At 54.3% G+C, this 26567-nt stretch carries 19 protein-coding genes and 1 tRNA gene; 14 read left to right on the top strand and 6 right to left on the bottom strand.

The annotated features are described in order from the left end of the window. Positions 1-391: 391 nt before the first annotated feature. From HED22_RS06805 to trxB, 3 genes are all read right to left on the bottom strand, one after another. Positions 392-1780: an adenylate/guanylate cyclase domain-containing protein gene (locus HED22_RS06805; protein ID WP_167720499.1), complete on the bottom strand. Its 1389-nt coding sequence runs from the start codon at positions 1778-1780 to the stop codon at positions 392-394. 1003 nt (positions 1781-2783) lie between these two features. Further along, positions 2784-3710, bottom strand: a complete 927-nt coding sequence (locus tag HED22_RS06800) for a LysR family transcriptional regulator (protein WP_167720497.1) — start codon at positions 3708-3710, stop codon at positions 2784-2786. Between the two features lie 312 nt (positions 3711-4022). Beyond that, on the bottom strand, positions 4023-4973 hold the full coding sequence (gene trxB, locus HED22_RS06795; protein WP_167720496.1) for a thioredoxin-disulfide reductase: 951 nt from the start codon (positions 4971-4973) through the stop codon (positions 4023-4025). 346 nt (positions 4974-5319) lie between these two features. Here trxB and HED22_RS06790 point away from each other — a divergent pair, with 346 nt between their 5' ends. From HED22_RS06790 to HED22_RS06780, 3 genes are all read left to right on the top strand, one after another. Then, entirely contained in the window at positions 5320-5805 is a 486-nt protein-coding gene (locus HED22_RS06790; RefSeq protein WP_167720494.1) for an Lrp/AsnC family transcriptional regulator, read from the top strand. A gap of 382 nt (positions 5806-6187) precedes the next feature. Next, entirely contained in the window at positions 6188-6565 is a 378-nt protein-coding gene (locus HED22_RS06785; protein ID WP_167720492.1) for a hypothetical protein, read from the top strand. A gap of 17 nt (positions 6566-6582) precedes the next feature. Next, complete coding sequence (locus HED22_RS06780) at positions 6583-8046, top strand: methyl-accepting chemotaxis protein (RefSeq protein WP_167720490.1); 1464 nt, start codon at positions 6583-6585, stop codon at positions 8044-8046. A 138-nt stretch (positions 8047-8184) separates the two neighbouring features. On the opposite strand, the gene greA is transcribed toward HED22_RS06780, so the two are convergent. The 3 genes from greA to carA form a co-directional block, all read right to left on the bottom strand. Beyond that, positions 8185-8658 carry a transcription elongation factor GreA gene (greA, locus tag HED22_RS06775; protein WP_167720488.1) on the bottom strand — a complete coding sequence of 158 codons (474 nt, stop codon included), beginning with the start codon at positions 8656-8658 and terminating at the stop codon, positions 8185-8187. Positions 8659-8760: 102 nt separating this feature from the next. Then, positions 8761-12003 carry a carbamoyl-phosphate synthase large subunit gene (carB, locus tag HED22_RS06770; RefSeq protein ID WP_167720485.1) on the bottom strand — a complete coding sequence of 1081 codons (3243 nt, stop codon included), beginning with the start codon at positions 12001-12003 and terminating at the stop codon, positions 8761-8763. A gap of 96 nt (positions 12004-12099) precedes the next feature. Next, positions 12100-13266, bottom strand: a complete 1167-nt coding sequence (gene carA / locus HED22_RS06765; protein ID WP_167720483.1) for a glutamine-hydrolyzing carbamoyl-phosphate synthase small subunit — start codon at positions 13264-13266, stop codon at positions 12100-12102. Positions 13267-13634: 368 nt separating this feature from the next. Here carA and HED22_RS06760 point away from each other — a divergent pair, with 368 nt between their 5' ends. The 11 genes from HED22_RS06760 (at position 13635) to HED22_RS06715 (ending at position 26507) form a co-directional block, all read left to right on the top strand. Continuing rightward, the gene (locus HED22_RS06760) at positions 13635-14090 is read left to right on the top strand and encodes a GatB/YqeY domain-containing protein (RefSeq protein ID WP_167720481.1); all 456 of its coding nucleotides are present in this window, start codon (positions 13635-13637) and stop codon (positions 14088-14090) included. 162 nt (positions 14091-14252) lie between these two features. Continuing rightward, entirely contained in the window at positions 14253-16142 is a 1890-nt protein-coding gene (gene dnaG, locus HED22_RS06755; protein ID WP_167720479.1) for a DNA primase, read from the top strand. 115 nt (positions 16143-16257) lie between these two features. Continuing rightward, a complete protein-coding gene (gene rpoD / locus HED22_RS06750; RefSeq protein WP_167720477.1) occupies positions 16258-18330 on the top strand; it encodes an RNA polymerase sigma factor RpoD in 2073 nt (690 codons plus the stop codon). A 106-nt stretch (positions 18331-18436) separates the two neighbouring features. Further along, positions 18437-18513 (top strand) — tRNA-Ile (locus HED22_RS06745). Between the two features lie 180 nt (positions 18514-18693). Beyond that, on the top strand, positions 18694-18978 hold the full coding sequence (locus tag HED22_RS19585) for an aldehyde dehydrogenase family protein (RefSeq protein WP_217701868.1): 285 nt from the start codon (positions 18694-18696) through the stop codon (positions 18976-18978). Further along, positions 18978-19124: an aldehyde dehydrogenase family protein gene (locus HED22_RS19580; protein ID WP_217701867.1), complete on the top strand. Its 147-nt coding sequence runs from the start codon at positions 18978-18980 to the stop codon at positions 19122-19124. Before HED22_RS19585 ends, HED22_RS19580 begins: the two co-directional genes overlap by 1 nt. Before the next feature lie 177 nt (positions 19125-19301). Then, positions 19302-19871, top strand: coding sequence for an SDR family oxidoreductase (locus HED22_RS06735; RefSeq protein ID WP_167720475.1), 570 nt, complete (start codon positions 19302-19304; stop codon positions 19869-19871). A gap of 66 nt (positions 19872-19937) precedes the next feature. Then, entirely contained in the window at positions 19938-21605 is a 1668-nt protein-coding gene (locus HED22_RS06730; protein ID WP_167720473.1) for a thiamine pyrophosphate-binding protein, read from the top strand. Beyond that, a complete protein-coding gene (locus HED22_RS06725) occupies positions 21602-23686 on the top strand; it encodes a hydantoinase/oxoprolinase family protein (RefSeq protein WP_167720471.1) in 2085 nt (694 codons plus the stop codon). The genes HED22_RS06730 and HED22_RS06725 overlap by 4 nt, the downstream gene beginning before the upstream one ends. Further along, complete coding sequence (locus HED22_RS06720; protein ID WP_167720469.1) at positions 23683-25302, top strand: hydantoinase B/oxoprolinase family protein; 1620 nt, start codon at positions 23683-23685, stop codon at positions 25300-25302. The genes HED22_RS06725 and HED22_RS06720 overlap by 4 nt, the downstream gene beginning before the upstream one ends. After that, on the top strand, positions 25299-26507 hold the full coding sequence (locus HED22_RS06715) for a pyridoxal phosphate-dependent aminotransferase (protein ID WP_167720467.1): 1209 nt from the start codon (positions 25299-25301) through the stop codon (positions 26505-26507). The genes HED22_RS06720 and HED22_RS06715 overlap by 4 nt, the downstream gene beginning before the upstream one ends. The last annotated feature ends 60 nt before the right edge of the window (positions 26508-26567 follow it).

The raw sequence follows: 26567 nt of genomic DNA, 5'->3' as shown, positions 1-26567 counted from the left end.
TGATGACCCCGAATCGATTGGGGCGGGTTTTATCCCGCCCCACTTTTTTGTCCGGTTTTCGGCTGTCGTCCACAGGGCAGGTTTCATATGCCGCAATTGCCCCAATTTGCCCCCAAAAAGGTCACCAATCACCGATTTTTGAGCCGCATTTCAAAGGCATATTGCTAATTGTCGGATGCGAAAACATCGATGTCGTGCTCTCCCTCACGATGCATTGATGCCCGAAAAAAGACGCTTTACCTCCCCCAAAAGCGTCATGTACCCCACGGGCAAGGCAGCGCATCCGGCAGGTCTCCCCAAGACCATCTGTCCCCAAAGCCCGGGCGAGCTTCCAGCTCCCCGGGCTTTTAATTTGTCCCGAGCTGCGGATAAGGATGGGGATATTGGCTTATCAGTTGCGAGATGCCGCGGGGCTTTGGGTGTGATGATCAGAAACAGATACAGAACTTTTCAATGGCGACAGGGAAAAGATCTTTGTCGGTTGTTCGCGCCCGCGCACGGTTACGTCCCCGCGCGGTTCCCATGCCGGGATGTCATCATGATTGCCGCACGCATTGACGGTGTCCTCGGTGGCAAGAATATAGGTGCCAAACTGTTTGTTTAGCGATTCGAGCCGCGAGGCGATATTGACGTTGTCGCCATGCACGGTGAAGGTCAAACGACTTTCAGAGCCAACAGCACCAATGACAATTTCACCGGAATTGATGCCGCAGCGCGTCTTGAGGTGTTGACCATGGCAGTAGATACGGCGTTCTGCGAGATCCTGGATGGCAAGGGCCGTGCGCACGGCATTGAGCGCATGGTCGCTATCAGGTGTCACAGCGTTAAAGGTGATCAGCATTGCATCGCCTTCAAACTGGGTGATCACCCCGCCAAAATGCGAGATCAAAGCATTGGTCTCGGTGAAATACTCATTGAGCATGGTGGCCAGTTCTTTTGGCGCGAGTTTTTCAGAGATTGATGAAAAGCCTTCGATGTCGGTGAACATCACTGTCGCGTTGACTGCTTCACCGTCACCCGGGCGGATCTGTTGTTCGGCATGGGTGATGCGATCGGCAATTTCGGGGGAGACAAAGCGCGAAAGATCGCGTGCGGCGATTTCATCGGTTACGGCGCGAATAAAAGAACGTTTGGCGCGCATCACCGCAATGGTGAGAACGGCTGTGACCAGAACGATGGCAATGATCTTGTCGATTTCGGCCCCGATGAGAATCGCATTTGAGGTCAAATAGGTCACATAATCACGCGTGATCATGCTTTTGCCGTCCTCTGACCAGATGACGTAGCCTGTCAGGATGATCCAGCCTGCCGCAGCTGCCCCGCCGGCAATCAGGATATAGCGCGGATCAAAGCGCAGGCTGCGCAGTGATATGAAGATGAAGACGTAAAGGACGGTTGGCGCTTTAAGATAGAAGCTGGCCGGTTGCATGTACTGGATATGAAAACTCCAGATCAGAACCATCAACAGCCCGATATCGGCAATGACCGAAAGGGTCAGAAACCAGTCGGTCAATTTGTTGCGATAGGTCAGCGCCAAGCGTTTGAGGGTAAACAGATAATAAAGCCCAAGCGCCCAGGGTACGGGGTGGATGCCATCGGACATTGCGGTCTTGGGAGAGATGGCATAGAGGCTTGCAAAAATCGTCACCAGCAACAGCTGTACCCAGCCGATCAGCTTTTCGCTTTCATACTGCTGCTTTTCAATCGCGCTTTGCACGCGTTCAGGAAGATGGCTGTTGGCATTCTTGCCAAACAGGAAGGCACTTAGAGTGCTTTTCATGATGCCGGTGTCCCGATCATTCAGAAGGTGTCTTTTATGGACACATTGAGTGTCTCCATAGTGGAGCGACAAGCGCCGCTTGCCAAGTCGCGATCCGATGACGGGTGATCACAGCTGCGTGCGAGGCCACTGGGTGGGGAGGTGGGTGAGGGATAAAGCAAAAAAAAAAGCCGGGCAACAAATGTGCCCGGCAAGTTTATCAGGGAGGCTTCACGTCTGGGAGACGTAGGACCCTTCACAGGGCCCTGGGTAAGCCGGACAGGGCGTCCGGCTAAAGACCGACATAATCGGTCAGGGAGAAAACTCTGTACCGCGGTGCGGCGTTTGCCGCTGCGGTTCGAGAGGAAAGATAGCGTTTTTGACAATAATGACCACTGCCAAATTGCTTTTTCAGCCATGCATTTTCTGCATAAATCTTCAAGAGCCCGAAATAACGAAGTAAACCATTGAAAATAAACGAATAAATTAAGATGTGATCGTACTATTTTCAATTGGATCACTTTTGAGAGGCTGGATCGATTGTGCATGAGCACAAAAAAATGCCGGTAGCGGGGAAGCTACCGGCAAGATCAACAGGGAGGCTTACGTCTGGGAGACGTAGGGAATCTTTGGGAGATTCCCGAACCGGATATCGTTCCGGCAGACGGATCGTCCAAGATCAAGGAAGTCGGAGCTGTCTCGCCTTGTGCGGCTGCTCACAACCTATGATGTGAATATAGGTGGCCTGCGAGTGGATTTAAAATTGAATAATGGCAAATCAACCATGCATCAGACGCATGACAATAAAATGTCAGCAATTTTAAGACATTATGGCACAGTTACCGCGTTACGCGCTTAGGTGTATATTGTCTTTTGTTAAAATCGCGCTTTGGTGGTTGAAATTTCCGGGCTGCATCACAAGGCAAAATTTGAGGCGGGTAGTGATCCGCGTTTACTGCCACAAATGAAAACAGCCCGACATGGCCGGGCTGTTTGATCAGTTTTGGTGATTTGGCGTGTGTGCCTATTTTTCGGCGGCTGCACTTGCTGCCGCTGCTGCCTTCGCCTTGACCTTTGATATTTCCTCGATCAGGAAGTCGCGGAATACAGCGATGCGTTTGGAATGACGCAGTTCTTCCGGGTAGACAAAATAGGCATCGAAGCTTGGGCCTTCGAGTTCTGGCAGAATACGCACCAGATTGCTGTTGGAGGGCAACAGGTAATCAGGCAGGGCGGAAATGCCCAGTCCGGACTCGGTCGCGCGGAAAATACCATAAATGTTGTTCAGTTTCAGGATCGGGCGCATGTCCGGTTTGAACTGCTGGGCCGTTGCCATCATCCAGTTGACGTTCGAAACCGGTGGGCGGGCATCGGCACCATAGATGATCAGGCGGTGATCCTTGAGTTCTTCGGGGGTTTTGGGCATGCCGAATTGTTTGATGTATTCGGGCGATGCAAAAACGTGGTAGCGCAGCGTCATCAACTGGCGCTGGACAAGGTCGGCCTGACGAGGTGGCTGCATACGGATGGCAACATCGGCCTCGCGCATCGCAAGATCGAGTTCCTCGTCATTCAGCACCAGCGACAGTTCGATTTCCGGATAGCGTTCCAGGAATTCGTTGATACGTGGGGTCAGCCAAGTCGATCCGAAGGCAACCGTTGTCGTGACCTTAAGCGGGCCACTCGGACGTTCTTTTGATTCACGAATGCGGGCCTCGGCCATGGACAGTTTGGCAAAAACGTCATGTGCCGTACGATAGAGCAACTCACCCTGTTCAGTCAGGATCAGGCCACGCGCGTGTCGATGGAAAAGCGGGACTTTCACGCTTTCTTCAAGTGCGCTGATCTGTCGACTGACGGCCGACTGGCTCAGATTAAGGTTTTCCCCTGCGTGTGTGAAGCTCCCGGCTTCGGCAACAGCGTGAAAAACACGCAGCTTGTCCCAGTCCATAGACCTGCTCCTAGATATCACCAGCGCACGGTCGATGCGCCAGACCCCTGATAATGGTTCTCTTCTTTTATGGCCAATTTGGTTTCCACACTATTAAGTGCGTCACAGGCTTTGACCAAGTGCATGATTATTCAATCAATATGAGGCCTGTGGCGTTTTCTGCAAGAAGACATTTTAAAGCAATTGGCTAAGCGTGTTGCGATTTTCGATCAATCTGAGGCTGGTAGCGGGATCGCGCCAGGTTGGAGCCATTAAAAAAGGGGATGCCGGAAGCATCCCCTTTTGTCATTCAGATCATCCTGGGCCGAAAGATCAGGCTTCTTGCTCTGCAATGAATTTTTCGGCTTCAAGGGCGGCCATGCAGCCCATTCCGGCCGCTGTGACCGCCTGACGGTAAACCTTGTCGGTGACATCGCCTGCAGCATAAACGCCTTCGACATTGGTCAGGGTCGTGCCCGGCTTGACGAGGATATAGTTCTCGTCATCCATTTCGACCTGTTCCTTGAAGACGGCGGTGGCCGGGTCATGACCAATGGCTACAAAGAAGCCATCCGCCGGGATATCCAGCAGTGCGTCGGTTTTGACGTTGCGCACACGCACCGCTTCAACACCATCCATCGGACCGTCGCCGCCCAGAATGTCTTCAACGACACTGTCCCAGACAACCTCGATCTTCTCATGCTTGAGAAGCCGTTCCTGCAGCATCTTTTCCGCACGCAGTTCATCGCGGCGGTGGATCAGGGTGACCTTGGAGCAGATACCTGCAAGGTAAAGGGCCTCTTCAACGGCAGTGTTGCCGCCGCCGACAACAGTGACCGGCTTGTTGCGATAGAAGAAGCCGTCACAGGTCGCACAGGCTGAAACGCCACGACCATTGAATTTCTCTTCGCCCGGAAGACCCAACCAGCGGGCCTGTGCACCGGTCGAAATGATGACGGTTTCGGCGATATAGGTATCGCCAGAGTCGCCCTTGCAAACGAACGGACGTTTGGAGAAATCGACCTCGGTGATCAGGTCATGCACCATTTTGGTGCCGACATGTTCGGCCTGGGCTTTCATCTGATCCATCAACCACGGACCCTGAATGACATCGGCAAAGCCCGGATAGTTTTCGACATCGGTGGTGATCGTCAACTGGCCGCCCGGCTGAAGGCCCATGACCATCATGGGTTCAAGGTTGGCGCGCGCAGCATAGATCGCAGCAGTGTAACCGGCAGGGCCGGAGCCGATGATGAGGACTTTGGTCTGATGTTCCTGAGCCATGGTGTCTGTATATGTCCGAGATGAGTAAAAAACTGACGTCGAACATATGGGGAGACCGCAAAAGACGCAACCGCCAGAGGAAAAGTTTGCGCGTTACGATGCCGATTTGCGGCAAGTTGAAATTGCACGTTTTCAACGGCTGGAATTTGGAACGTATCAGTGTGCGCACTTTGCCCGGCAGGATCCGGATAGATTAGCAGCCAAAAACAGGATTTTTCAGGGTTTTCAGTTACGGCATCCAAGCACACGATTGCATTCTTGCCTCGATTATATTATTGCCAGCAACTTGCCTCGCTGTAATATTGTTTCAATCGGGGTAACTTTCGCGCACAGAATCGAGGAATAAATGCAACGGGTCAAACTCGACAAGATCGACCGCAGAATTTTGCGCGATCTGCAGGAAGATGGCCGCATGACCAATGTGGAACTTGCACGCCGTGCAGGTATTTCAGCGCCCCCCTGTTTGCGTCGTGTGCGCGCACTCGAAGAAACCGGCTTCATTCAGGGTTATCATGCCGAAGTTGATGCCCAGGCACTTGGTTATAATGTAACCGTGTTTGCGATGGTTGGGTTGGCAAGCCAGGCCGAGCATGACTTGCGGGCGTTCGAAGCCCGTGCGGCAGAATGGCCGGAGGTCCGAGAATGCCACATGGTGGCCGGTGAAATGGACTTCCTGCTCAAGATCGTTTCCCATAGCTGGGACGAGTATCAGAAGTTCCTGACCACTGAACTGACCGTTGCCGAAAACGTCAACCACGTTAAATCGGCCCTGTCGATTCGTACGGCAAAGAACATGCCGGGTGTTCCGATCGATATCGACGTTGACGATTGATCGCAGATCGATCAAAGACCCCCGACACCTGACCTGACATTCCTGATCGAGACAGCAAAACCGGCGCTTTTTTCGCGCCGGTTTATTTGTTTGGTGATCCTTGCAAGGGTCAGGGGGAGGCATCACGTCCAAAACCTATACATGTTGCATGCGCGCTATGCCTGTCTGGCAATGGAGCCATGCATCGCACAGAAACTGTGATCCAAATCGGGTCCAGGTCGTAAAACAGACTGAAAAACAGGCATTTGGCGGGGTCACGTGGCGAGTGTGCCAAGTGCCGGTTTCTAAACGTATGGACGACGGCCCTTGTCAGCAACGTCTCAAGGGCATAAGTAATCACTACCTATACGAATGGGATATTATCTATCTCTTGGGATAATAATTGGAAGCGTTTCAAAAAGATATCAAAGCCAGCCCAGTTCAACCCGTTGAGGAAGACGGTTGGAGCGGGATTCTGCCGACCATCCTGTTTGCGGTTGCCGGTGTGATGTTGCTGGTGATTCTGTCTTATCGTCCTTCGGACTCCCTTTCTGGGGTCGGAATGGTGTTTCCGTTTTCCATGAGTGAAGAGGAAATCCTCGAACGGGTCGGGGCTTCCGGTGGTCGCGTTGCGAGATTTGGGGGCTTTGGACATATGGCTGTCGTTGTTCGCGATGACGGCGCGGTGCCCGAAGCCGGAGATTTCGGCGCCTTGTTTACTTTGTCGCCGCTTGTCGCATCGGCCTGTTTCGATGCGGAAGAAAATAATAAAGCCTTCTGATATTTGGGTGGACACCTATGGAAAAGTTACTTGAAATTCGTGCCAACGCGATCAAGACATTGTTTGTCATTCTGGCGGTGCATATTCCGCTGAGCGCGGTTGCCGGTTATTTTGCCAGCAATGACGCCATCTCTCCGCTGATCGCCAGCGCGGTTTTTGCCGCCATTGCGTTTGCGGTTTGTCGCGTCGCAGGGTCGCAGGCTCAAATTTCGCGGTTTATTGTTTCCTCTGCCATGATTTTGCAGGTCGCGGTGCTGGTCTATGCCTTCCGTGGCCATGAATGGCAGATCGATATTCACATGTATTTCTTTGCAGCCCTGGCTGTGGCTGGCGCGCTGGTCTGCTGGCGAACGATTGTCGTTGTGAGCGGCGTGATCGCCCTGCATCACCTGGTTTTGAACTTTGTCGTCCCGTACTGGGTGTTCCCGGATGGTGCTGATTTCTTCCGGGTGGTGCTGCATGCGGTTGTGGTGATTGTCGAGGCAGGCGTTCTGATCTGGTCTTGCAAAAGCCTGTATGCGACGCTGGCAAATGCCGAAACAGCGCGCAGTGAAGCTGAGGATGCCGCGAAAGCAGCGCAGGATCTTCTGGCCCAGAACGAACAGCTGCGTGAACAGCGCAATATCGAACGCAACAACTTCAAACGTGAACTGGCCGAACAGATCACCTCGATGATCGGGAAATCTGCCGGGGCGGTTGACGCAGAATCCGTTCAGCTTCAACAGCGGGCTCAGCTTCTTGATGATCGCGCCCGTACCGGCCGTGAGGCGTCTAGCGGGGCTGTGCATGCTTCGGAAGAAACTTCGCGAAACGTTCAGTCGGCGGCATCAGCCGTTGAAGAGATCAATGCATCCGCGGACGAGATTTCGCGTCAGATCGTTCGTGCGCGTGAAATCACGGATAACGCAGTATCGCGTTCCTCGACGGCGAGTGAGCGGATTGAATGGCTGTCAAATGCGGCGGAGAAAATCGGTGAGGTGGTCAACCTGATTACCGATATCGCATCCCAGACCAACCTTCTGGCCCTGAATGCCACGATTGAGGCGGCGCGTGCCGGGGAAGCAGGCAAAGGCTTTGCCGTTGTGGCAAACGAGGTCAAGAACCTTGCCAACCAGACCGCACGGGCGACTGACGAGATTGCCCAGCAGATCTCGGAAATTCAATCCGCAACCGGGGATTCTGTTTCGGCGGTCAACGGGGTTTCGGAAACCATCGGTGATCTGGTTGAAGTTGCCGCGACGATTTCGGCAACCATGGACCAGCAGCAAGGTGCGACCCGCGAAATTGCGCAAAGCCTGAATGTCACGGTGGATGCGACCAGAGACCTTTCGGATCTGATCCACCAATTGTCCGAACTTACCGATCAGACAGGAAATACTGCGACAGAGCTGCTTGGAAGTGCAGACCATCTTGGGTCTGAGGCAACCGATCTTAACCGCAATGTTGAGGCGGTCCTTGATCAGTTGGCCAAATCCGAATAAAGCGGCATAGGCGTTCCAACCAATGAAAAAGCCGGGCATATGCGCGGCTTTTTCTATGTCTGCATCTCGGATGAAATTCTGAAACGAAAAGGGCCCGGGGAATTTCCCGGGCCCTGATGCTGATCAGTTATTTCCGGGTCAGGAAAAATCGACCTTCAGAATTTCATAGCTTTTGGTGCCGCCTGGTACGGTGACTTCGACAGAGTCACCGACCGACTTGCCAATCAGGGCGCGACCGATCGGGGATGTGGTCGAGATACGGCCGGCATTGATGTCGGCTTCGATCGGACCGACCACCTGATAGGTGGTTTCCTCGTCGGTGTCTTCGTCGACAAGCTCAACCTTGGCACCGAACTTAACGACATCGCCGGCCAATGACGGCACGTCGATGACTTCGGAGCGGCTCAGGACGTCTTCGAGCTCGGCAATACGACCTTCGCAGAAACTTTGGCGTTCGCGTGCGGCATGGTATTCGGCATTTTCCGAAAGATCGCCATGCTCGCGGGCATCCGCGATGGCCTTGATGATTTCAAGACGTTCGACGGACTTGCGATGCTTCAGTTCTTCTTCGAGACGCTGATGCCCCTGGGGGGTCATTGGTACTTTTTCCATCGCGCTCACAGCCTATTCTTATTAGCGGTCGATACTACAAAATCAACCGCCCGGCATCCCGCCGGGCGGTCTGAATTCTTCCATCAGGTTCGGGTAAGAACCTTAGTACTTGTCCCCAAGATATTCCTGAACGGGCCGGACTGCAAGTGCGCCGCGTTTCAGGTTGTCGATGGCGCGCAAGGTAGCGCGGGCACCGGCGACAGTGGTGTAGTACGGGATGTCATCGGTAAGCGCCGTGCGACGGATCGAGAAACTGTCGACCACGGCCTGTTTGCTCTCGGTGGTGTTGAACACCAACTTGATATCGCCGTTCTTCATCATGTCCACAATATGGGGACGTCCTTCCTGTACCTTATTGACCGGGGTGACGTCCAGCCCTTCTTTTTCAAGAGCTTGTGCCGTGCCATGGGTCGCAACCACGCCAAAACCAAGTGCAATGGCGTCGCGCGCCAGTTGAACAGCGGCGGGTTTGTCATAGTTTTTGACCGAAATGAACACCTTGCCTTCAAGTGGCAGGGTATGACCGGCTGCCATCTGTGCCTTGGCAAAGGCGCGACCGAAATCGGTATCAAGACCCATGACTTCGCCGGTTGAACGCATTTCCGGGCCAAGCAGGGTGTCGACACCCGGGAAACGGTTAAACGGCAGGACAGCTTCCTTGACCGCGATATGGTCAAACGGGCCCTCGTTGATGTCGAAATCAGAAAGCTTTTCACCGGCCATGATCCGGGCACCGATTTTTGCAATCGGGTTGCCGGTTGCCTTGGCAACAAACGGTACGGTACGTGATGCACGCGGGTTGACTTCGATCAGATAGATCACGTCATCCTTGATTGCGAACTGAACGTTCATCAAGCCGACCACGTCAAGCGCCTTGGCCAGCTCAACGGTCTGGGCCTTGAGGCGTTCGATCATGGCGTCATCAAGCGAATAGGGCGGCAGCGAGCAGGCCGAGTCCCCGGAATGGATACCGGCTTCTTCGATGTGTTGCATGATGCCGGCGACAAAGACGTTTTCGCCGTCTGACACTGCATCGGCGTCAATTTCAATCGCATCAAGCAGGAAGCTGTCGATCAGAACCGGGCTTTTGCCAGAGACCTGAACCGCTTCGTGCATGTAGCGCAGAAGATCCTCGGTGGTGTGCACGATTTCCATCGCGCGGCCACCCAGAACATAGCTTGGGCGGATGACGATCGGATAACCGATGCTTTCGGCGATCTTGACCGCTTCGTCGACCGAACGGGCGATGCCGTTGGCCGGTTGCTTCATGCCAAGCTTGTTGATCAGTTCCTGGAACCGGTCGCGGTCTTCGGCAAGGTCAATGCTGTCCGGGCTGGTGCCGAGGATCGGAATGCCTGCTGTTTCAAGGGCTGCGGAAAGCTTCAGCGGGGTCTGCCCGCCATACTGAACAATCACGCCAAGCAGCTCGCCATTGCTTTGTTCAAGCTGGCAAAGCTCGATCACGTCTTCGGCGGTCAACGGCTCGAAATACAGACGATCCGAGGTGTCATAGTCAGTCGAAACCGTTTCCGGGTTGCAGTTGACCATGATGGCTTCGATACCTGCTTCGCGAAGGGCATAGGCCGCGTGTACACAGCAGTAATCAAACTCGATGCCCTGACCGATACGGTTCGGGCCGCCACCGAGAATGATGACTTTCTTGCGATCGGTGACTTCGGCTTCGTTTTCCGGTTCGAAGAAGCCATCGCCTTCATACATGGAATACATGTATGAAGTGCGCGACGGAAACTCGGCCGCGCACGTATCGATGCGCTTGTAAACCGGACGCAGGCCAAGGGCCTGACGATCCGCACGGACAGCATCTTCGTCCTTGCCCGCCAACTCGGCAAGGCGTGCATCCGAGAAGCCAAGTTTCTTGAGGCGCAGGAGTTCCTGCTTGTCGCTCGGAATGCCGTTGGTACGGACTTTTTCTTCTTCGGCGACCAGCATTTCGATTTGCTTGAGGTACCAAGGGTCGAACTTTGTCGCGCCCTGGATTTCTTCAAGGGTGAGGCCATGACGGAAGGCCTGCGCCGCATACAGCACGCGGAACGGGATCGGCTGCGTCAGCTTGGCGCGGATTGCACCCTTGTCCGGGGCGCCTTCAATCTTGACTTCGTTAAGGCCGGTAAGCCCGGTCTCCATCGAACGCAGACCTTTCTGAAGGCTTTCGGCAAAGCAGCCACCAATCGACATGGCTTCACCGACAGATTTCATCGCAGTGCCCAGAAGCGGCTTGGCGCCCGGGAACTTTTCAAAGGTGAAGCGCGGGATCTTGGTGACGACATAGTCAATGGTCGGTTCGAACGAGGCCGGGGTGACACCGGTGATGTCGTTATCAAGCTCATCAAGCGTATAGCCAACCGCAAGCTTGGCAGCGATCTTGGCAATCGGGAAGCCGGTCGCCTTGGATGCCAGGGCCGAGGACCGCGACACCCGCGGGTTCATTTCAATGACGATCAGACGGCCATCATCCGGGTTGACCGCGAACTGAACGTTCGAGCCGCCGGTATCCACACCGATTTCGCGCAGCACGGCAAGCGATGCGTCGCGCATGATCTGGTATTCTTTGTCGGTCAGGGTCAAAGCCGGGGCAACAGTGATCGAGTCCCCGGTATGAATGCCCATCGGATCGACGTTTTCAATCGAGCAGATGATGATGCAGTTATCCGCATTGTCGCGGACGACTTCCATCTCATACTCTTTCCAGCCGAGAATGGATTCTTCGATCAGCACTTCATGGGTTGGCGAGATCGCCAGACCATTGCGCACGATCTGTTCGAACTCTTCACGGTTATAGGCAATGCCGCCGCCTTCGCCACCAAGGGTGAAGCTTGGGCGGATAATCGCCGGAAGACCGGTGACTTCGAGTGCCTTGACCGCATCTTCAAATGTGCGGACCATGGCCGAGCGCGCACTCTCAAGACCGATCTTGTCCATGGCTTCACGGAACAGCTGGCGGTCTTCGGCCTTTTCGATGACGTGCTTTTTCGCGCCAATCATCTCGACACCGTATTTCTCAAGCGTGCCGTCATCATGCAGGGCAAGGGCCGTGTTAAGGGCCGTCTGGCCACCCATGGTCGGCAGGATCGCGTCCGGGCGTTCCTTTTCGATGATTTTGGCAACCATGTCCGGTTTGATCGGCTCGATATAAGTCGCATCGGCCAGGTTCGGGTCGGTCATGATGGTCGCCGGGTTCGAGTTGACCAGAATGACGCGGTAGCCTTCTTCCTTCAGGGCCTTGCAGGCCTGGGCTCCGGAATAGTCAAACTCGCAAGCCTGACCAATAACAATCGGGCCAGCACCGACGATGAGGATTGATTTTATATCTGTACGTTTCGGCATGTCGTTTTCCGCTTTTCGCAAGGGCAGGCGCGATTGCAGCACCGCCTCGTTTAAGTCCGTTAATCGCGTAATCTTGGGCGTGTCCTGATTATCGGGTCAGGCTTTTGCGTCCTCGATCAGACCAACGAAACGTTTGAACAGGTAGTGGCTGTCATGCGGCCCCGGTGATGCTTCGGGGTGATACTGAACCGCAAAGACCGGCTTGTCTTTCAGGCGAAGACCCGCAAGCGATCCATCAAACAGCGAGAAGTGCGTTGCTTCGACATTGTCGGGAAGGCTGTCCTTGTCGACGACAAAGCCGTGGTTTTGAGACGTGATTTCGACAATCCCGGTGGTGGTGTCCTTGACCGGGTGGTTGGCACCGCGATGGCCGACATCCATTTTCAAGGTTTTCGCGCCAAGGGCGAGCGCCATCATCTGATGACCCAGGCAAATCCCGAAGACGGGCTTGCCGCTGTCGATTAGGGTCTTGATGGTCGGCACTGCGTATTCGCCAGTTGCCGCCGGATCCCCGGGACCGTTTGACAGGAAGACGCCATCCGGGTTCATCGCCAGGATTTCATCAGCCGAAGTGGTTGCCGGAACGACCGAGACCTTGCAATCAAGGCTTGCGAGGTTGCGCAGAATGTTGCGCTTTACGCCGTAGTCGATGGCGACGACATGGTGCTTGGCATTGCCGACCTTGCCGTATCCGCCTTCGCGCGTCCAAAGGGCCTCGTCCCAGTCGTAACCGGTGGTGCAGCTGTTGTCCTTGGCAAGGTCCATGCCTTCAAGGCCCGGCCAGTCATTGGCCTTGGCAATCAGGGCCGGGATATCAAAGGTGCCATCCGCACTGTGGCAGATCACGCCATTTGGCGCGCCTTCGGTCCGGATGCGTTTGGTCAGGCGGCGGGTATCGACACCGGCGATCCCGATCCGGCCATGTTCGGCCAGCCAGTCGTTGAAGTGTTTCCGGGCACGGTAGCTTGACGGATCGGTTATGTCCTGGCGCAGGATGCAGCCAAGGGCGACCGGTTTGGCGTTTTCGATATCTTCGTCGTTGGTGCCGACATTGCCGATATGGGGGAAGGTGAAGGTAATCATCTGACCGGCATAAGACGGGTCGGTCATGATTTCCTGATAGCCCGTGATCGAAGTGTTGAAGCAGACTTCACCAACGACCTCTCCTCGGGCCCCGACGCCGCGTCCCCAAAAAACTGAACCATCTGCAAGAACCAGAACGGCAGAAGCACCAGGTGGCGGGGTGTGCGTGGGCGCTGACATTGGCAAATGTCCTTTCGGTTTTTCCACGGTGAAACATGGAGTCTTTTTATATATAATATTTCTGCGCAGGCCGACAAAAACGGCTGCTTTTAACCTGCATACCGGCCATGCAGACGCGCCAAGTGGTTTCCAGCAAAATCAGCCGACGGCACAAAGGGTGTCAGCAAGGTGTGCGGAAAGCGGGGCAAAGCGTGATCCCGGCAGGCAAATTGGCGGATGTCTACGGGAGTCGCCATGGCATGTCAAGGACGCATCTAAACTTTTATTTTATTAATAAAATCAATAGTTTAGTCGTTAACGTTTTCTTTGCGTCAAATGCCGTTTTGCGGTATGTTCGCTCCTTTCTTCCACAGAATCAGAGATGAGCCATGCTGCGATCGCAGCTTAATGACGCTTTGAAGAAGGCCGTCCTTGAAAAGGATGCCTGCTCCGTAACCACCGTGCGCCTCATTCTGGCAGCACTGAAGGAACGCGATATTGCCGCACGGAGCGATGGCAACACGGACGGCATTTCAGATGACGAGATCATCAATCTGCTTCAGGCGATGGTAAAGCAGCGCCGTGAAAGCATTGAAATGTACACCAAGGGCAACCGCCCGGAACTGGCCGAGCAGGAAGCCAAAGAGATCGAAGTGATCGAAAAGTTTCTGCCAGCCCAGCTGTCTGACGACGAAATCGAAGAGGCCGTGCGCGGCACCGTTTCGGATATCGGTGCGACCTGCCTTAAAGATATGGGCCGCACCATGGCAGCCCTTCGCGAGAAGTACAGCGGCACGATGGATTTCGGCAAAGCCGGCGGTGTTGCCAAGAAACTGTTGGGTTAATCGCAACAGCGCACTGTAATTTGGAAGCCGGGCGTGTAAAATCGTCCGGCTTTCGTCGTCCCAAGACCTGATACACAACAACAAACAAGCATCAGGGATGGGGCAGGGACCAATCAACACAGTCGCAGCGCCACGCTGTGACACTACGGGAACGGGGCACACATGAGCTTTCCCCAGTCGTTTCTTGACGACCTGCGGGCACGGGTGGGACTGGCGGATGTCGTCGGGTCATCGGTGAAGCTGATCAAACGCGGCCGGGAATATTCCGGACTGTGCCCGTTCCATTCTGAAAAATCCCCGTCCTTTACGGTCAATGAGCAAAAGGGTTTCTATCACTGCTTTGGCTGCGGGGCGCACGGCGACGTCATCAGTTTTGTGATGAATACCAGAGGCTTGACCTTTGTCGAGGCGGTCGAGGTGCTGGCCAATCAGGTCGGTATGGATGTCCCCAAACAGTCGCGCGAAGCCCAGGAACGCGAACAGAAGGCCAAAACCCTTTACGAGGTCATGGAAGCAGCCTGCGCGTTTTTCGAACGCATGTTGCGCATGCCTGAAGGCAAGGAAGGGTTGGATTACTTCCGTCAGCGCGGTCTGGATGATCAGACGATGGGCGAGTTCCGGCTGGGCTATGCCCCGGATAATCGCGGGGCGCTGAAGGCAGCCCTTAAACGCGAAGAGATCGACGAAAAGCTGATGGTAGAGGCCGGGCTTCTGATTGAGCCCGAAGATAGCGGCCGGCAAAGCTATGACCGGTTCCGGGGCAGGGTGATGTTCCCGATCCTGGATCGTCGCGGACGGGTGGTGGCCTTTGGCGGTCGCGTCATGGGTGATGGCAAGCCGAAATACCTCAACAGCCCGGACACCCCGCTGTTTCACAAGGGGCGGTTGCTGTATGGCCTGCCGCAGGCGCGTGAAGCATCGCGCCAGGACGCGCCGATCATTGTCACCGAAGGCTATATGGATGTGATTGCCCTGCATCGTGCGGGCTTTCGCGGGGCGGTGGCCCCGCTTGGCACAGCTGTGACAGAAGAACAGATCGGTGAGCTTTGGAAAATGACCAACGAGCCGATCCTGTGTCTGGACGGGGATGACGCCGGGAAACGTGCGGCTGTGCGTGCGGCCGAACGCGCTTTGCCGATCCTGCGTCCGGGCAAGTCACTGCTGTTTTCCATCCTGCCCGAAGGCGAGGACCCAGATAGCCTGATGGCGGCCCCGGATGGCTTTAACAGTTTTAGCAAGATCATTGATCACGCAGTGCCATTGGCCGAACTCGTTTGGCGCATGGATGTGGGGACGCACAAGATCGATACCCCCGAACGACGGGCGGCACTCGAAGCTACGATCAATCAGCGGATATCCGTGATCGCTGATGAAGCGGTGCGGTCACAATATAATGCGATGTTTCGGGATCGTATCTGGAAACTGTTCAAGGGTGATCGGGGCGGCAAGGCAGCAAATCGGTCGGGATATTCAGGTGGTTTTCAAAATAAAAAAGCCGCCTGGGGTGGCAAGCGCGGAAAAAATGACCATTTCTGGGGTCCGGCCGGTAAAGCGGTGCCGGGCATGTCGCGACCGCCCATGCAAAAGAAGCGCGACCTGCAGGACTCCATTCTTTTGCTGACGCTGATCAATCATCCTGCCTTGCATGACGAGATCGGTGAACAGCTCGGAATCTATAGTTGTGCAGACTCCGCGCTTGACAATCTTCGTCGGGCCGTCTTAAAGCTGCTTGACGATGATCCTGGACTTGATTGCGAAACGATCAAGGCCCATTTGGAGCGCGACGGGCTGTCAGAGACAGTTTTGCGGGTGGTTCGTGCGGAAGTAATCGCGCACGCTGCTTTCGCCAAGCCCGAAACGCCGCTTGAACGGGCCCTGACGGGTTGGAAGCAGGTTTTTTCCATGGCTGTAAGCTCCCTGGAGGACGAAGAGGCAAAATACGCCGTCCGACAGTTGGCAGCAGATACCAGCGAGGAAGAGTGGGAGAGATTTTCTCATCGCCGAGAAGATCTCGCTCGACGCCGGGAGAAAGTGTTTAAGCTCGACGACTGATTCTGGATCAATGTGTGATCTGGGTCGGCGATCGGGCTATTTGTGATTTGCGCTGAAAGACACGGCGCTTGGGACAACAACGGTACGAACGTACCCAGCGGGAAACGGGGAATAGATGTCGTCTAAGACTTCGAACGCTGAAGAGAAAAAGAACTCTTCTGAAAACGCAGACGGACCTCTTCTCGATACATATAAAGCGGCCATTAAAAAGCTCATTGCCAAAGGCAAGGAGAAAGGCCACATCTCGGTCGATGAGTTGAACGCGGCCCTGCCATCCGAGCATTTCTCCTCGGAGCAGATCGAAGACGTGATGAGCAATCTCAACGAGATGGGCATCAACGTTATCGATGGCGACGAAGCCGACGACAATGATGACAGCGACGATGCCGAAGCCGATCCGCGTGGCAACATCTCCGAAGAGGATGTTGGGCGGACCGATGACCCGGTACGTATGTATCTGCGCGAAATGGGCAGTGTTGAACTGCTGTCGCGCGAAGGCGAAATCGCCATTGCCAAACGTATTGAAGCCGGTCGCGATATGATGATTGGCGGGATTTGCGAATCCCCGCTGACCATTCGTGCGATTGTGAACTGGCATGATCAGCTTCAGGCTGGCGAACTTTTGCTGCGTGATGTCATTGACCTCGAGACCACCTATGGCGGTGGCCCGGAAGCGGAAATTGCCGCGGCCGAGGGCGAAGAGGAAGAAGATACCGAGGTCGACGCAGAAGCCGATGTCGAAAGCTTTGAATCGGCCAATGACGACGACGATGAAGAAGCCGAAACCGAGACCCCCGCAGGCCTCACCGATGAGGCGGAGGAAGACGAGGACGAAGACGACGACGAGTCCGAGAAATCCGAAGGCGAAGAAGGCGAGGGCAACGGCGAAGACGACGATGATGACGAGAACGAGCAGGTCAATGTTTCGCTTTCCAAAATGGAAGAGGAACTGACCGAGCAGGTTCTCGAGAAGTTCGAGCTGATCGCCAAGACCTATGAGAAATTGCACAAGGCGCAGGAACAGCGCCTGGTGGCGCTCAATAAGGGTGAAGCCGTTCCGGCAGCAACCGAGAAGCGCTATAACAAGCTCAAGAACGAGATGGTCGATCTGATGGAAGATGTTCACCTGAACAACTTCCGCATTGAAGAACTTCTTGATCATCTGACCGGTTTGAACAACCGTTTGCTCGGCCTTGAAGGCAAGCTTCTGCGCTTTGCCGACCGTTGCAAGATCAAGCGTCCGGACTTCATCAAGCAGTATCAGGGCCATGAACTTGACCCGAACTGGATGGAACGCGTTGGTGGCTTGCCGGGCAAAGGCTGGAAAAACTTTGTTGAACGCTATTCCGAAGAAATCGCCAACCTGCGCGAAGGCGTTGGTGGTGTTTCGGCAGAAGTCGGCCTTCCGATTGGCGAATTCCGCCGCGTTTACGGCGTGGTCAACAAGGGCGAACGTGAAGCTGGACGTGCGAAAAAGGAAATGATCGAGGCCAACCTGCGTCTCGTGATCTCGATCGCCAAGAAATATACCAACCGTGGTCTTCAGTTCCTTGACCTGATTCAGGAAGGCAATATCGGCCTGATGAAGGCGGTGGACAAATTCGAATACCGCCGTGGGTATAAATTCTCGACCTATGCGACCTGGTGGATCCGTCAGGCGATCACGCGTTCTATTGCCGACCAGGCTCGCACGATCCGTATTCCGGTTCACATGATAGAGACCATCAACAAGCTGGTGCGAACCTCGCGCCAGATGCTGCATGAAATCGGCCGCGAACCGACTCCGGAAGAGCTGGCTGAAAAACTGCAGATGCCGCTTGAAAAGGTCCGCAAGGTTCTGAAAATCGCCAAGGAGCCGATCTCGCTCGAAACCCCGATCGGGGACGAGGAAGACAGCCATCTGGGCGATTTCATCGAAGACAAGAACGCCGTTCAGCCGCTGGATGCCGCGATCCAGGCCAACCTGCGTGAAACGACCACACGGGTTCTGGCATCGCTCACCCCGCGTGAGGAACGTGTTCTGCGTATGCGTTTCGGGATTGGCATGAACACCGACCATACCCTCGAAGAGGTTGGCCAGCAGTTCTCTGTGACCCGCGAACGTATCCGTCAGATCGAAGCAAAAGCGCTGCGCAAGCTCAAGCATCCGTCGCGCTCGCGCAAACTGCGTTCGTTCCTGGATTATTAAGAAATCACGCGACGTTCGGGCTTGACCTTGGCTTGAAAATCGCTAGTTTTCGGGACCGCACCAGACATCTGGTGCGGTCTTTTCTTTACCCGGACTTTTGTCTTGGGGGCCCGTAGCTCAATTGGTTAGAGCCGACCGCTCATAACGGTCTGGTTGGGGGTTCAAGTCCCTCCGGGCCTACCACTTTTCCAAAAAAACGATTTTCTACCTGACGCGACATATATAGGTGTCCGCGCGTGCTCGCGCGTTGTCATAAGTCGGGGTTACGGAGCACAAAACCCCGATGAAGGCATTGCGGATTGGGGATCCCAACGCAGAACGGACCGGTCGTGTCGTCCACCCAGTTGTCGGGGAACCTCAGTTATGTCGATCTTGCGCGCTCGGACGGGGGGCGATGTGATCGGTGACCGGCAACTAGACCGGAGCTGTTATTTCCAAGCCCAGGCGTTGTTTGTCGGTGCAGATAACGAAATGCTGTCTGCACGCGAGGAAATCTTTGGGCCTTGTGCCTCGGTGATTAAAGTTGACGACTTTGACGAAGCATTGGCCGTTGCCAATGACACACCGTTTTGTTTGTCGACGGGTATTTGCATCACGTCGCTTAAGTATACCACGGAATTTCGTCGTAAATCTGCGGGCGGATGGTGATGGTCAACCTTCCGACGGCAGGCGTTGACTACGATATTCCGTTCGGCGGTCGTAAGTCATCCAGTATGGGAAGCCGTGAACAAGGACCAATTGCGATGGATTTCTATACAGCGGTTAAGACGGCATATGTCTTTGCCGGGGAATAAAGCTAATTTCTCCTAGAAATTGTTTTGATATCAGTGGTTTGTGCGAATTCTGTTTTTGGCAAACCTCTATCGTCAGATGTCATCAAGCTCAAAGATAACTTGTCTAAACTCGGATTTTCTTGATTTTGCCGACCTCCGGCGCGGTGCATCATTCTCGAAAATCTGGAGGAACGGTAGATGAAATCAGCGCTGGTAACAGGGGCGACGCGCGGCATTGGGCGAGCAATCGCAATTGCCTTGGCTGAAACAGGCTGGCGGACCTTTGCCCTTGGCCGGGATCGATCGGTCCTGGATATGCTTCGGGCTGATTTCGGGGTGATGCCGCTTGCAATTGATCTGACCGATCGCGATGAGGTTCGAGCCGTCTCGCGGGACTTGTCAATTGATGTGCTCGTCCATGCGGCTTTGCGCTGGCCGACCAAGGAGACATTTCTGGGGCTGAGCGAGGCCGATATCGATATGGGGCTTGAGGTCAATCTTTCCGCACCGCTGCAACTGACTCATTCCTTGCTGCCGTCAATGATCAGCAAGGGGCATGGGGATGTGGTGATGATTTTGCCGCAGGAAGAAGCCAATCCATTGGTATCGAACACGGTTCGTGAAGCAACCAAAGCCTTTGCAAAGCAACTGGGTGCGGAAGTTTCCCCATTGGGGGTGAATATTACCGTGATTGATCCGAAACAGGAATCATTCGCCGAAATGGCAACGGCGCTTGCCAATAAATTGTCGGCCGCGCAGCGGAATTGACGAAAAGAACCTGCATTTCCCGTGTCGGAATATCGGACATAACATTCGAGTTTACAGGATTGAATAATGGAACGTAATGGCGGACAGCTTTTGGTCGAAAGCCTGATGGCTCTTGGCGCAGTAAAGAGCTTTGGTGTGCCAGGCGAAAGCTACCTGGCGGTTCTTGATGCGCTACACGATACAGTTGGCAAACTTGACTATGTCCTTTGTCGCAACGAAGGCGGTGCTGCTTTTATGGCGGCGGCCTATGGCAAGCTGACGGGGAGCCCTGGTATCTGTTTTGTCACGCGTGGACCGGGTGCAACCAACGCATCCATCGGTGTTCATACTGCCATGCAGGACAGTGCACCGATGATCCTGTTCGTTGGCCAGGTCGGAACCGACATGAAGGGTCGCGAAGCGTTTCAGGAAGTCGACTATAAGGCTGCTTTCGGGACTGTCGCCAAATGGGCGGTTGAAATCGATGATGTCGAACGCATCCCTGAAATCCTGGCCCGCGCATGGACTGTTGCGATAACGGGGCGCCCGGGGCCGGTTGTTATCGCCCTTCCCGAAGACATGCTGACGTCGCTGACCGACAAGGCTGCATTGACCCATGCTGCAGAAATTTCCGAGGCAGCCCCGACTTCAGCAGCCGTTGCCAAGGCACGTGACATTCTGTCGTCGGCCAAGCGCCCGTTGATTTTGATTGGGGGATGTAACTGGCAGGAAGCTGGTGCCAAGACGCTGCAGGCATTCGCCGAGGAGTCCGATATTCCGGTCATTTCAGCTTTCCGTTATCAGGACCAGTTCGACAACTTTTCGAATGTGTTCTGTGGCGAAGCAGGCGTTGGAATGCCTCCGCACGTGCGGAATTTGCTGACAGATGCGGATGTGATTTTGGCGCTGAATGTGCGCTTTGGGGAAAACACCACGGATGGCTATACCCTGCTTTCCGTCCCGGTCCCGACCCAGAAGCTCATTCACGTTCATGGCTCAGATCTGGAAATCGGCAAGATTTATCAGCCATTCCTTGGCATTCATTCAGGCCCGAACGCCTTTGCTAAAGAACTTTCACCCGTTTCCGGTGGGTGGGCAGAATGGCGCGAAAATGCGCGGGCTGCATTTGAAGCAAGCTTCGAGCTACCAGACCTGCCCTCGCCAGTCGACATGGGTAAAGTCACGGCATACCTGCGTGATGTGTTGCCCGATGACGTCATTCTGACCAATGGTGCGGGCAACTTTACCGTATGGCCGAACAAGTTCTTTAAATTCGGAACCAAGGCACGCCTTCTTGCACCGCAGTCAGGTGCAATGGGGTATGGCGTCCCGGCTGCTGTTTCTGCCAAAGTTGCTTTCCCTGATCGTACGGTCGTCTGTTTCGCCGGTGATGGCGATTTTCAGATGAACTGCCAGGAACTCGGTACAGCAATGCAGGCCGGTGCTCAGCCGATCATTCTTCTGTTGAACAACGGTGTTTACGGCACCATTCGTGCCCATCAGGAGCGCCACTATCCGGCCCGCGTTTCTGGCACGACGATGGAAAATCCGGACTTTGTCAAACTGGCACAGTCGTATGGTTATCACGCAGAGCGCGTTGAAACGACCGACGATTTTGCCGCCGCCTTTGAACGTGCAAAAGCGTCAAAAACCGGTGCCCTTCTTGATCTTAACATTTCGCCGGAGGCGCTTACGCCAAGGCAAACATTGACCCAGATGCGTCAGTCAGCACTCGCTGCAAAGGAAAAAGCATGAGCAACAGTCAGGAAATTCGTTTAGGAGCAGATATCGGCGGGACTTTTACCGATATCGCACTGGATGTCAGAGGTGCACTCTTTTCAACAAAAGTGCTGACCAACTACACCGCGCCAGAACAGGCAATTCTCGACGGGATCGAAATCGTGACCGCCGATGCGGGGATCTCGATATCAGATATTGATCTGATCATTCACGGGACGACGCTTGCGACCAACGCGCTAATCGAACGTCGTGGCGCAAAGACAGCCCTTATCACGACCGAAGGTTTTCGTGACGTAATCGAAATGCGGACGGAAAACCGCTTCGAGCAGTATGACCTTGATTTGGTTCTGCCGACCCCGCTTATTCCGCGTGAGGACCGTTTCACTGTAACAGGTCGAATCAGTGCTGAGGGCAAAGAACTCGCTCCGCTTGATATCGCCCGCCTCGAAAAAATTGCTGACAAAATCGTAGAAGGCGATTTTGGGGCAGTGGCGATCGGCTTTATACATTCTTACATGAATCCTGCGCATGAACGTCAGGCACGGGAAATTCTTGAACGTAAAGTATCTGTGCCGATTTCAATTTCGTCTGAAGTCTCCCCGCAGATGCGCGAATTCGAACGTTTCAACACAGTCTGTGCAAATGCCTATGTGCGCCCGCAGATGCAGGATTACCTGATCCGTCTGCAAGATCGTCTCAAGGAAATGGGGGCCAAATGTTCGGTCTTCATGATCCATTCCGGTGGCGGTCTGGTTTCTGTGGAAACCGCAGCGGAATTCCCGGTTCGACTGGTTGAATCCGGGCCTGCAGGCGGGGCGATATTTGCAGCGGATATCGCGCGGCGTTTCGATATCAACCATGTTGTTTCATACGATATGGGCGGCACAACAGCCAAAATCTGTTTGATTGAAGACTTTGTACCCCATACGGCACGAACCTTTGAGGTCGCCAGAACTTATCGATTCTGCAAAGGGTCGGGGATGCCGATCTCTATTCCGGTTATTGAGATGATTGAAATCGGTGCCGGAGGCGGATCGCTTGCGTGGGTGGATGCGATGGGGCGTATCCAGGCCGGTCCTGAATCGGCAGGCTCCGAACCCGGTCCTGCGTGTTATCAGCGCGGTGGCGAGCGCCCAGCGATTACCGATGCTGATCTTGTATTGGGCAAACTGGATCCGGACAACTTTGCCGGCGGCAAAATCAAACTTTCGACCGATAGTGCATCGGAGGCGATTGTTACAGAGGTTGGTTCTAAACTGGGGCTAACGGCCGATGGTGCTGCGTTTGGCATCAGTGAAGTTGTTGATGAAAACATGGCTAATGCGGCCCGTGTGCATGCGGTCGAGAATGGCAAGAACATCTCCGACAACACCATGATTGCTTTCGGTGGCGCAGCACCACTTCACGCTGCTCGACTTTGTGAAAAGTTGAATGTCGATAGCTGCTTGATCCCTAATGGTGCCGGTGTTGGATCGGCAATTGGTTTCCTGAAGGCGCCGTTTGGCTACGAAGCACTGTCGTCGCAGATCATGCGTCTATCGAAATTTGACGCATCTGCGCTCAATGCGATGCTTGGCGAACTCAAGACTACTGCCGAAGGATTTACCCGGGCGGGTACCTCTGGGCCGGTTGACCGCGAAGTCACTGCGTTCATGCGATATGTCGGTCAGGGCTGGGAGATCCCGGTATCGTTGCCGGATCGTGACTTCACCGCCGACGATGCGGCCATGATCGCTGATGCATTCTGTGAAAAATACGCGGAGTTCTTTGGGCGGGCTGTCGAAGGTCCCGAGATTGAATTCGTGACTTGGTCTGTGAAAGCCCAGGAAGTTCAGGTTGAACCCGAAACCGTTTCTCTCGTTTCTGTCGGCACCGAGGTTCCGGCCACGGAATCACGCAATGTGTTTGATCCGGTCAGTGGTGAATTCTGCGACACCGCAATCGTCGAGCGCTCGGACCTTAAACCTGGTGATAGCGTCGCCGGCCCTGCCGTCATTGTCGAACAAGAAACGTCAACAGTTGTGACCTCGCCATTCAATGCCGTCATTCAGCATGACGGTACCATTCTTCTTGTGCGGAAAGGACTTGCAGCATGAGCAACATCAACGAAATACGTATGCAGGTCATGTGGAACCGCCTGATTTCGGTTGTTGAGGAACAGGCACTGACTTTACTGCGCACGGCCTTCTCGACATCGGTTCGTGAGGCAGGGGACCTTTCGGCGGGTGTCTTTGACCCCAAAGGTAAGATGTTGGCACAGGCAGTGACTGGTACGCCCGGTCACGTCAACACCATGGCTGAAGCAGTTCTTCAGTTTATTGCAGAAATTCCGCGAGAAAACATGTTTGAAGGTGACACCTATGTCACCAACGATCCATGGAAAGGAACGGGTCACCTGCACGACATAACGATGGTCTCGCCGTCTTTCAAAAATGGGGAGTTGATCGGCTTCTTTGCGTGTACAGCCCACGTGGTCGATGTTGGCGGTCGTGGCTTTGGCGCAGATGGAAAATCTGTGTACGAAGAAGGTATCCAGATCCCGATTATGAAATTTGCCGAACGCGGCAATGTGAACATGGACCTTCTCAAGATCCTGCGTCTCAATGTTCGTGAGCCAAATCAGGTGATTGGCGACTTCTATTCGCTGGCAGCATGTAACGATGTCGGCCACAAGCGCCTTGTTGAGATGCTTGATGAAATCGGGCTTGATAATCTGGACACGTTGGGGGAGTTTATCTTCTCGCGTACCCACGCGGCGATGATGGAACGTATTGCATCTCTGCCTAAAGGCGAGTGGTCAAATGAAATGATCACCGACGGCTATGACGACCAGATCCTGCTTGCAAGCAAGATCACGATTTCCGATGACGTTATTAACGTCGATTTTGCTGGTTCGTCGGGCATGAGCAAATGGGGCATCAACGTGCCCATGATCTACACCAAGGCTTATGCGTGCTACGCCGTAAAATGCGTCGTCGCACCAGATATTCCGAACAACTCTGCGTCGCTTGCTGCTTTTACCGTCAGTTCGCCGACCAACATCCTGAATGCACAACGACCGGCACCGGTATCCCTGCGTCATGTGATTGGTCATATGGTTCCTGACCTTGTGCTTGGTGGCATGGCAAAAGCAATGCCAGGCAAAATTCAGGCAGAAGGCGCAGCAGCGCTTTGGAATATTCATATCTCCGTCCGTCCGCAGGAAGGTCGCGAAGGTCGCCATTCAGAAGTTCTGATGTTCAATTCCGGGGGTATGGGCGCCCGCCCGACCCTTGATGGCCTGTCAGCAACTGCATTCCCATCCGGTGTCCATACCATGCCGATCGAGGCAACCGAGCACACTGGCCCGATTGTCGTTTGGCGTAAGGAGCTGCGTCCGGATTCAGGCGGTGATGGTCAGTACCGCGGGGGCCTGGGCCAAATTATTGAAATCGCACCGGCCGAAGGTCATGAGTTTGATTTTTCGGCCATGTTTGACCGTATTTCGACCCCGGCACGTGGCCGTGATGGGGGCGAGCCGGGGGCACCGGGCGTTGTCAAACTTGATGATGGTACCAAATTGCGCCCGAAAGGCTGGCAGCACGTGCCGGCTGGTCGGAAGCTGATTTTGGAGCTCCCAGGTGGCGGTGGATTTGGCAACCCTAAAGATCGTCCATTAAGCGACCGCGAAGCGGATATTAAAAAAGGTTACATCACCGGGGAACAGAAATGAGTTATCTTGCAAGCCGTTTGTCGGTTGTAAAACCGTCGGCCTCCATGGCTGTTTCGCAGGCCGCCAAGTCGCTTAGGGCATCAGGTATCGATGTTATCGATCTCGGTCTTGGTGAGCCGGATTTCCCGACCCCGAAACACGTGATCGATGCAGCACACAAGGCTGCACTTGATGGCAATACGCTTTATACAGCAGCTCTTGGTATGCCGGAACTTCGTGAATCGATCTGTCGCAAGTTCAGCCGTGAAAACGGTCTTGATTACAGTATCGACGAAGTCATTGTCTCCAATGGAGCCAAGCAGATCATTTTCAACGCATTAATGGCAACGCTTGAAGATGGCGATGAGGCGATCCTTCCTGCTCCGTATTTCGTGTCATACCCTGAAATGGTAAAGCTATTGGGGGGCACGCCCGTTGTTCCGCAATGCCCGAGCGAAACCGGTTTCCGACTGACCCCTGAAATCCTTGAAGAGGTCATAACCCCCAAAACCAAGTGGTTGTTCCTTAATATGCCGGGCAACCCGTCAGGTGCTGTCTATTCTGCTGCGGAGCTCCGCGCGCTTGGCGAAGTTTTGGAGCGCCATCCCAATGTATTGGTATTGTCAGATGAAATCTACGAGCACATTTTGTTTGATGATCGCGAATTCATTTCCTTCGCAAAGGGGTGCCCGAACCTGAAAGACCGGGCTTTGATCGTGAACGGTGTGTCCAAGGCCTATGCCATGACCGGCTGGCGTGTTGGTTATGCAGCAGGTCCGCAGACTCTGATCAAGGCCATGGCAACCGTGCAGAGTCAGTCGATAACGTCGGTCTGCTCAATCGCGCAATCCGCCGCGATTGCGGCACTTGATGGTCCGCAAGATGGCGTCGCGACATTCCGCAAGGCGTTTGAACGTCGCCGCGACCTTGTTGTTAAGGGCATCAACAAAATCAACGGTCTCCATATTGAGGCACCAGAAGGTGCATTCTACGCCTTTATTTCTTGTGAAGGTCTGATCGGTGCTAAAACCCCAGGCGGTGCAGTGCTGTCTGATGACCTTGAAGTTACCAATTATCTTCTTAAAGAAGGCTATGTTGCATCGGTTCCGGGCTCGGCGTATGGTTTGTCGCCTTTCTTCCGAATTTCAACCGCGACGTCTGACCTGGTATTGGAAGAAGCGATCAAACGTATCGACGATGCTGTCTCCAAGCTCGAAGTCAAATAGGATAGTTCCAGAATAAACATGCTACTTGAAATGATCTTTTTTACTGGTGCGGTGACCATT

It is taken from the genome of Thalassospira sp. HF15 (genome assembly GCF_011806525.1).
In the GTDB taxonomy this organism is placed as follows: Bacteria; Pseudomonadota; Alphaproteobacteria; order Rhodospirillales; family Thalassospiraceae; genus Thalassospira.
The sequence above is the reverse complement of the archived record's forward strand: the minus strand, read 5'-3'. Positions and strand labels throughout refer to the sequence as shown.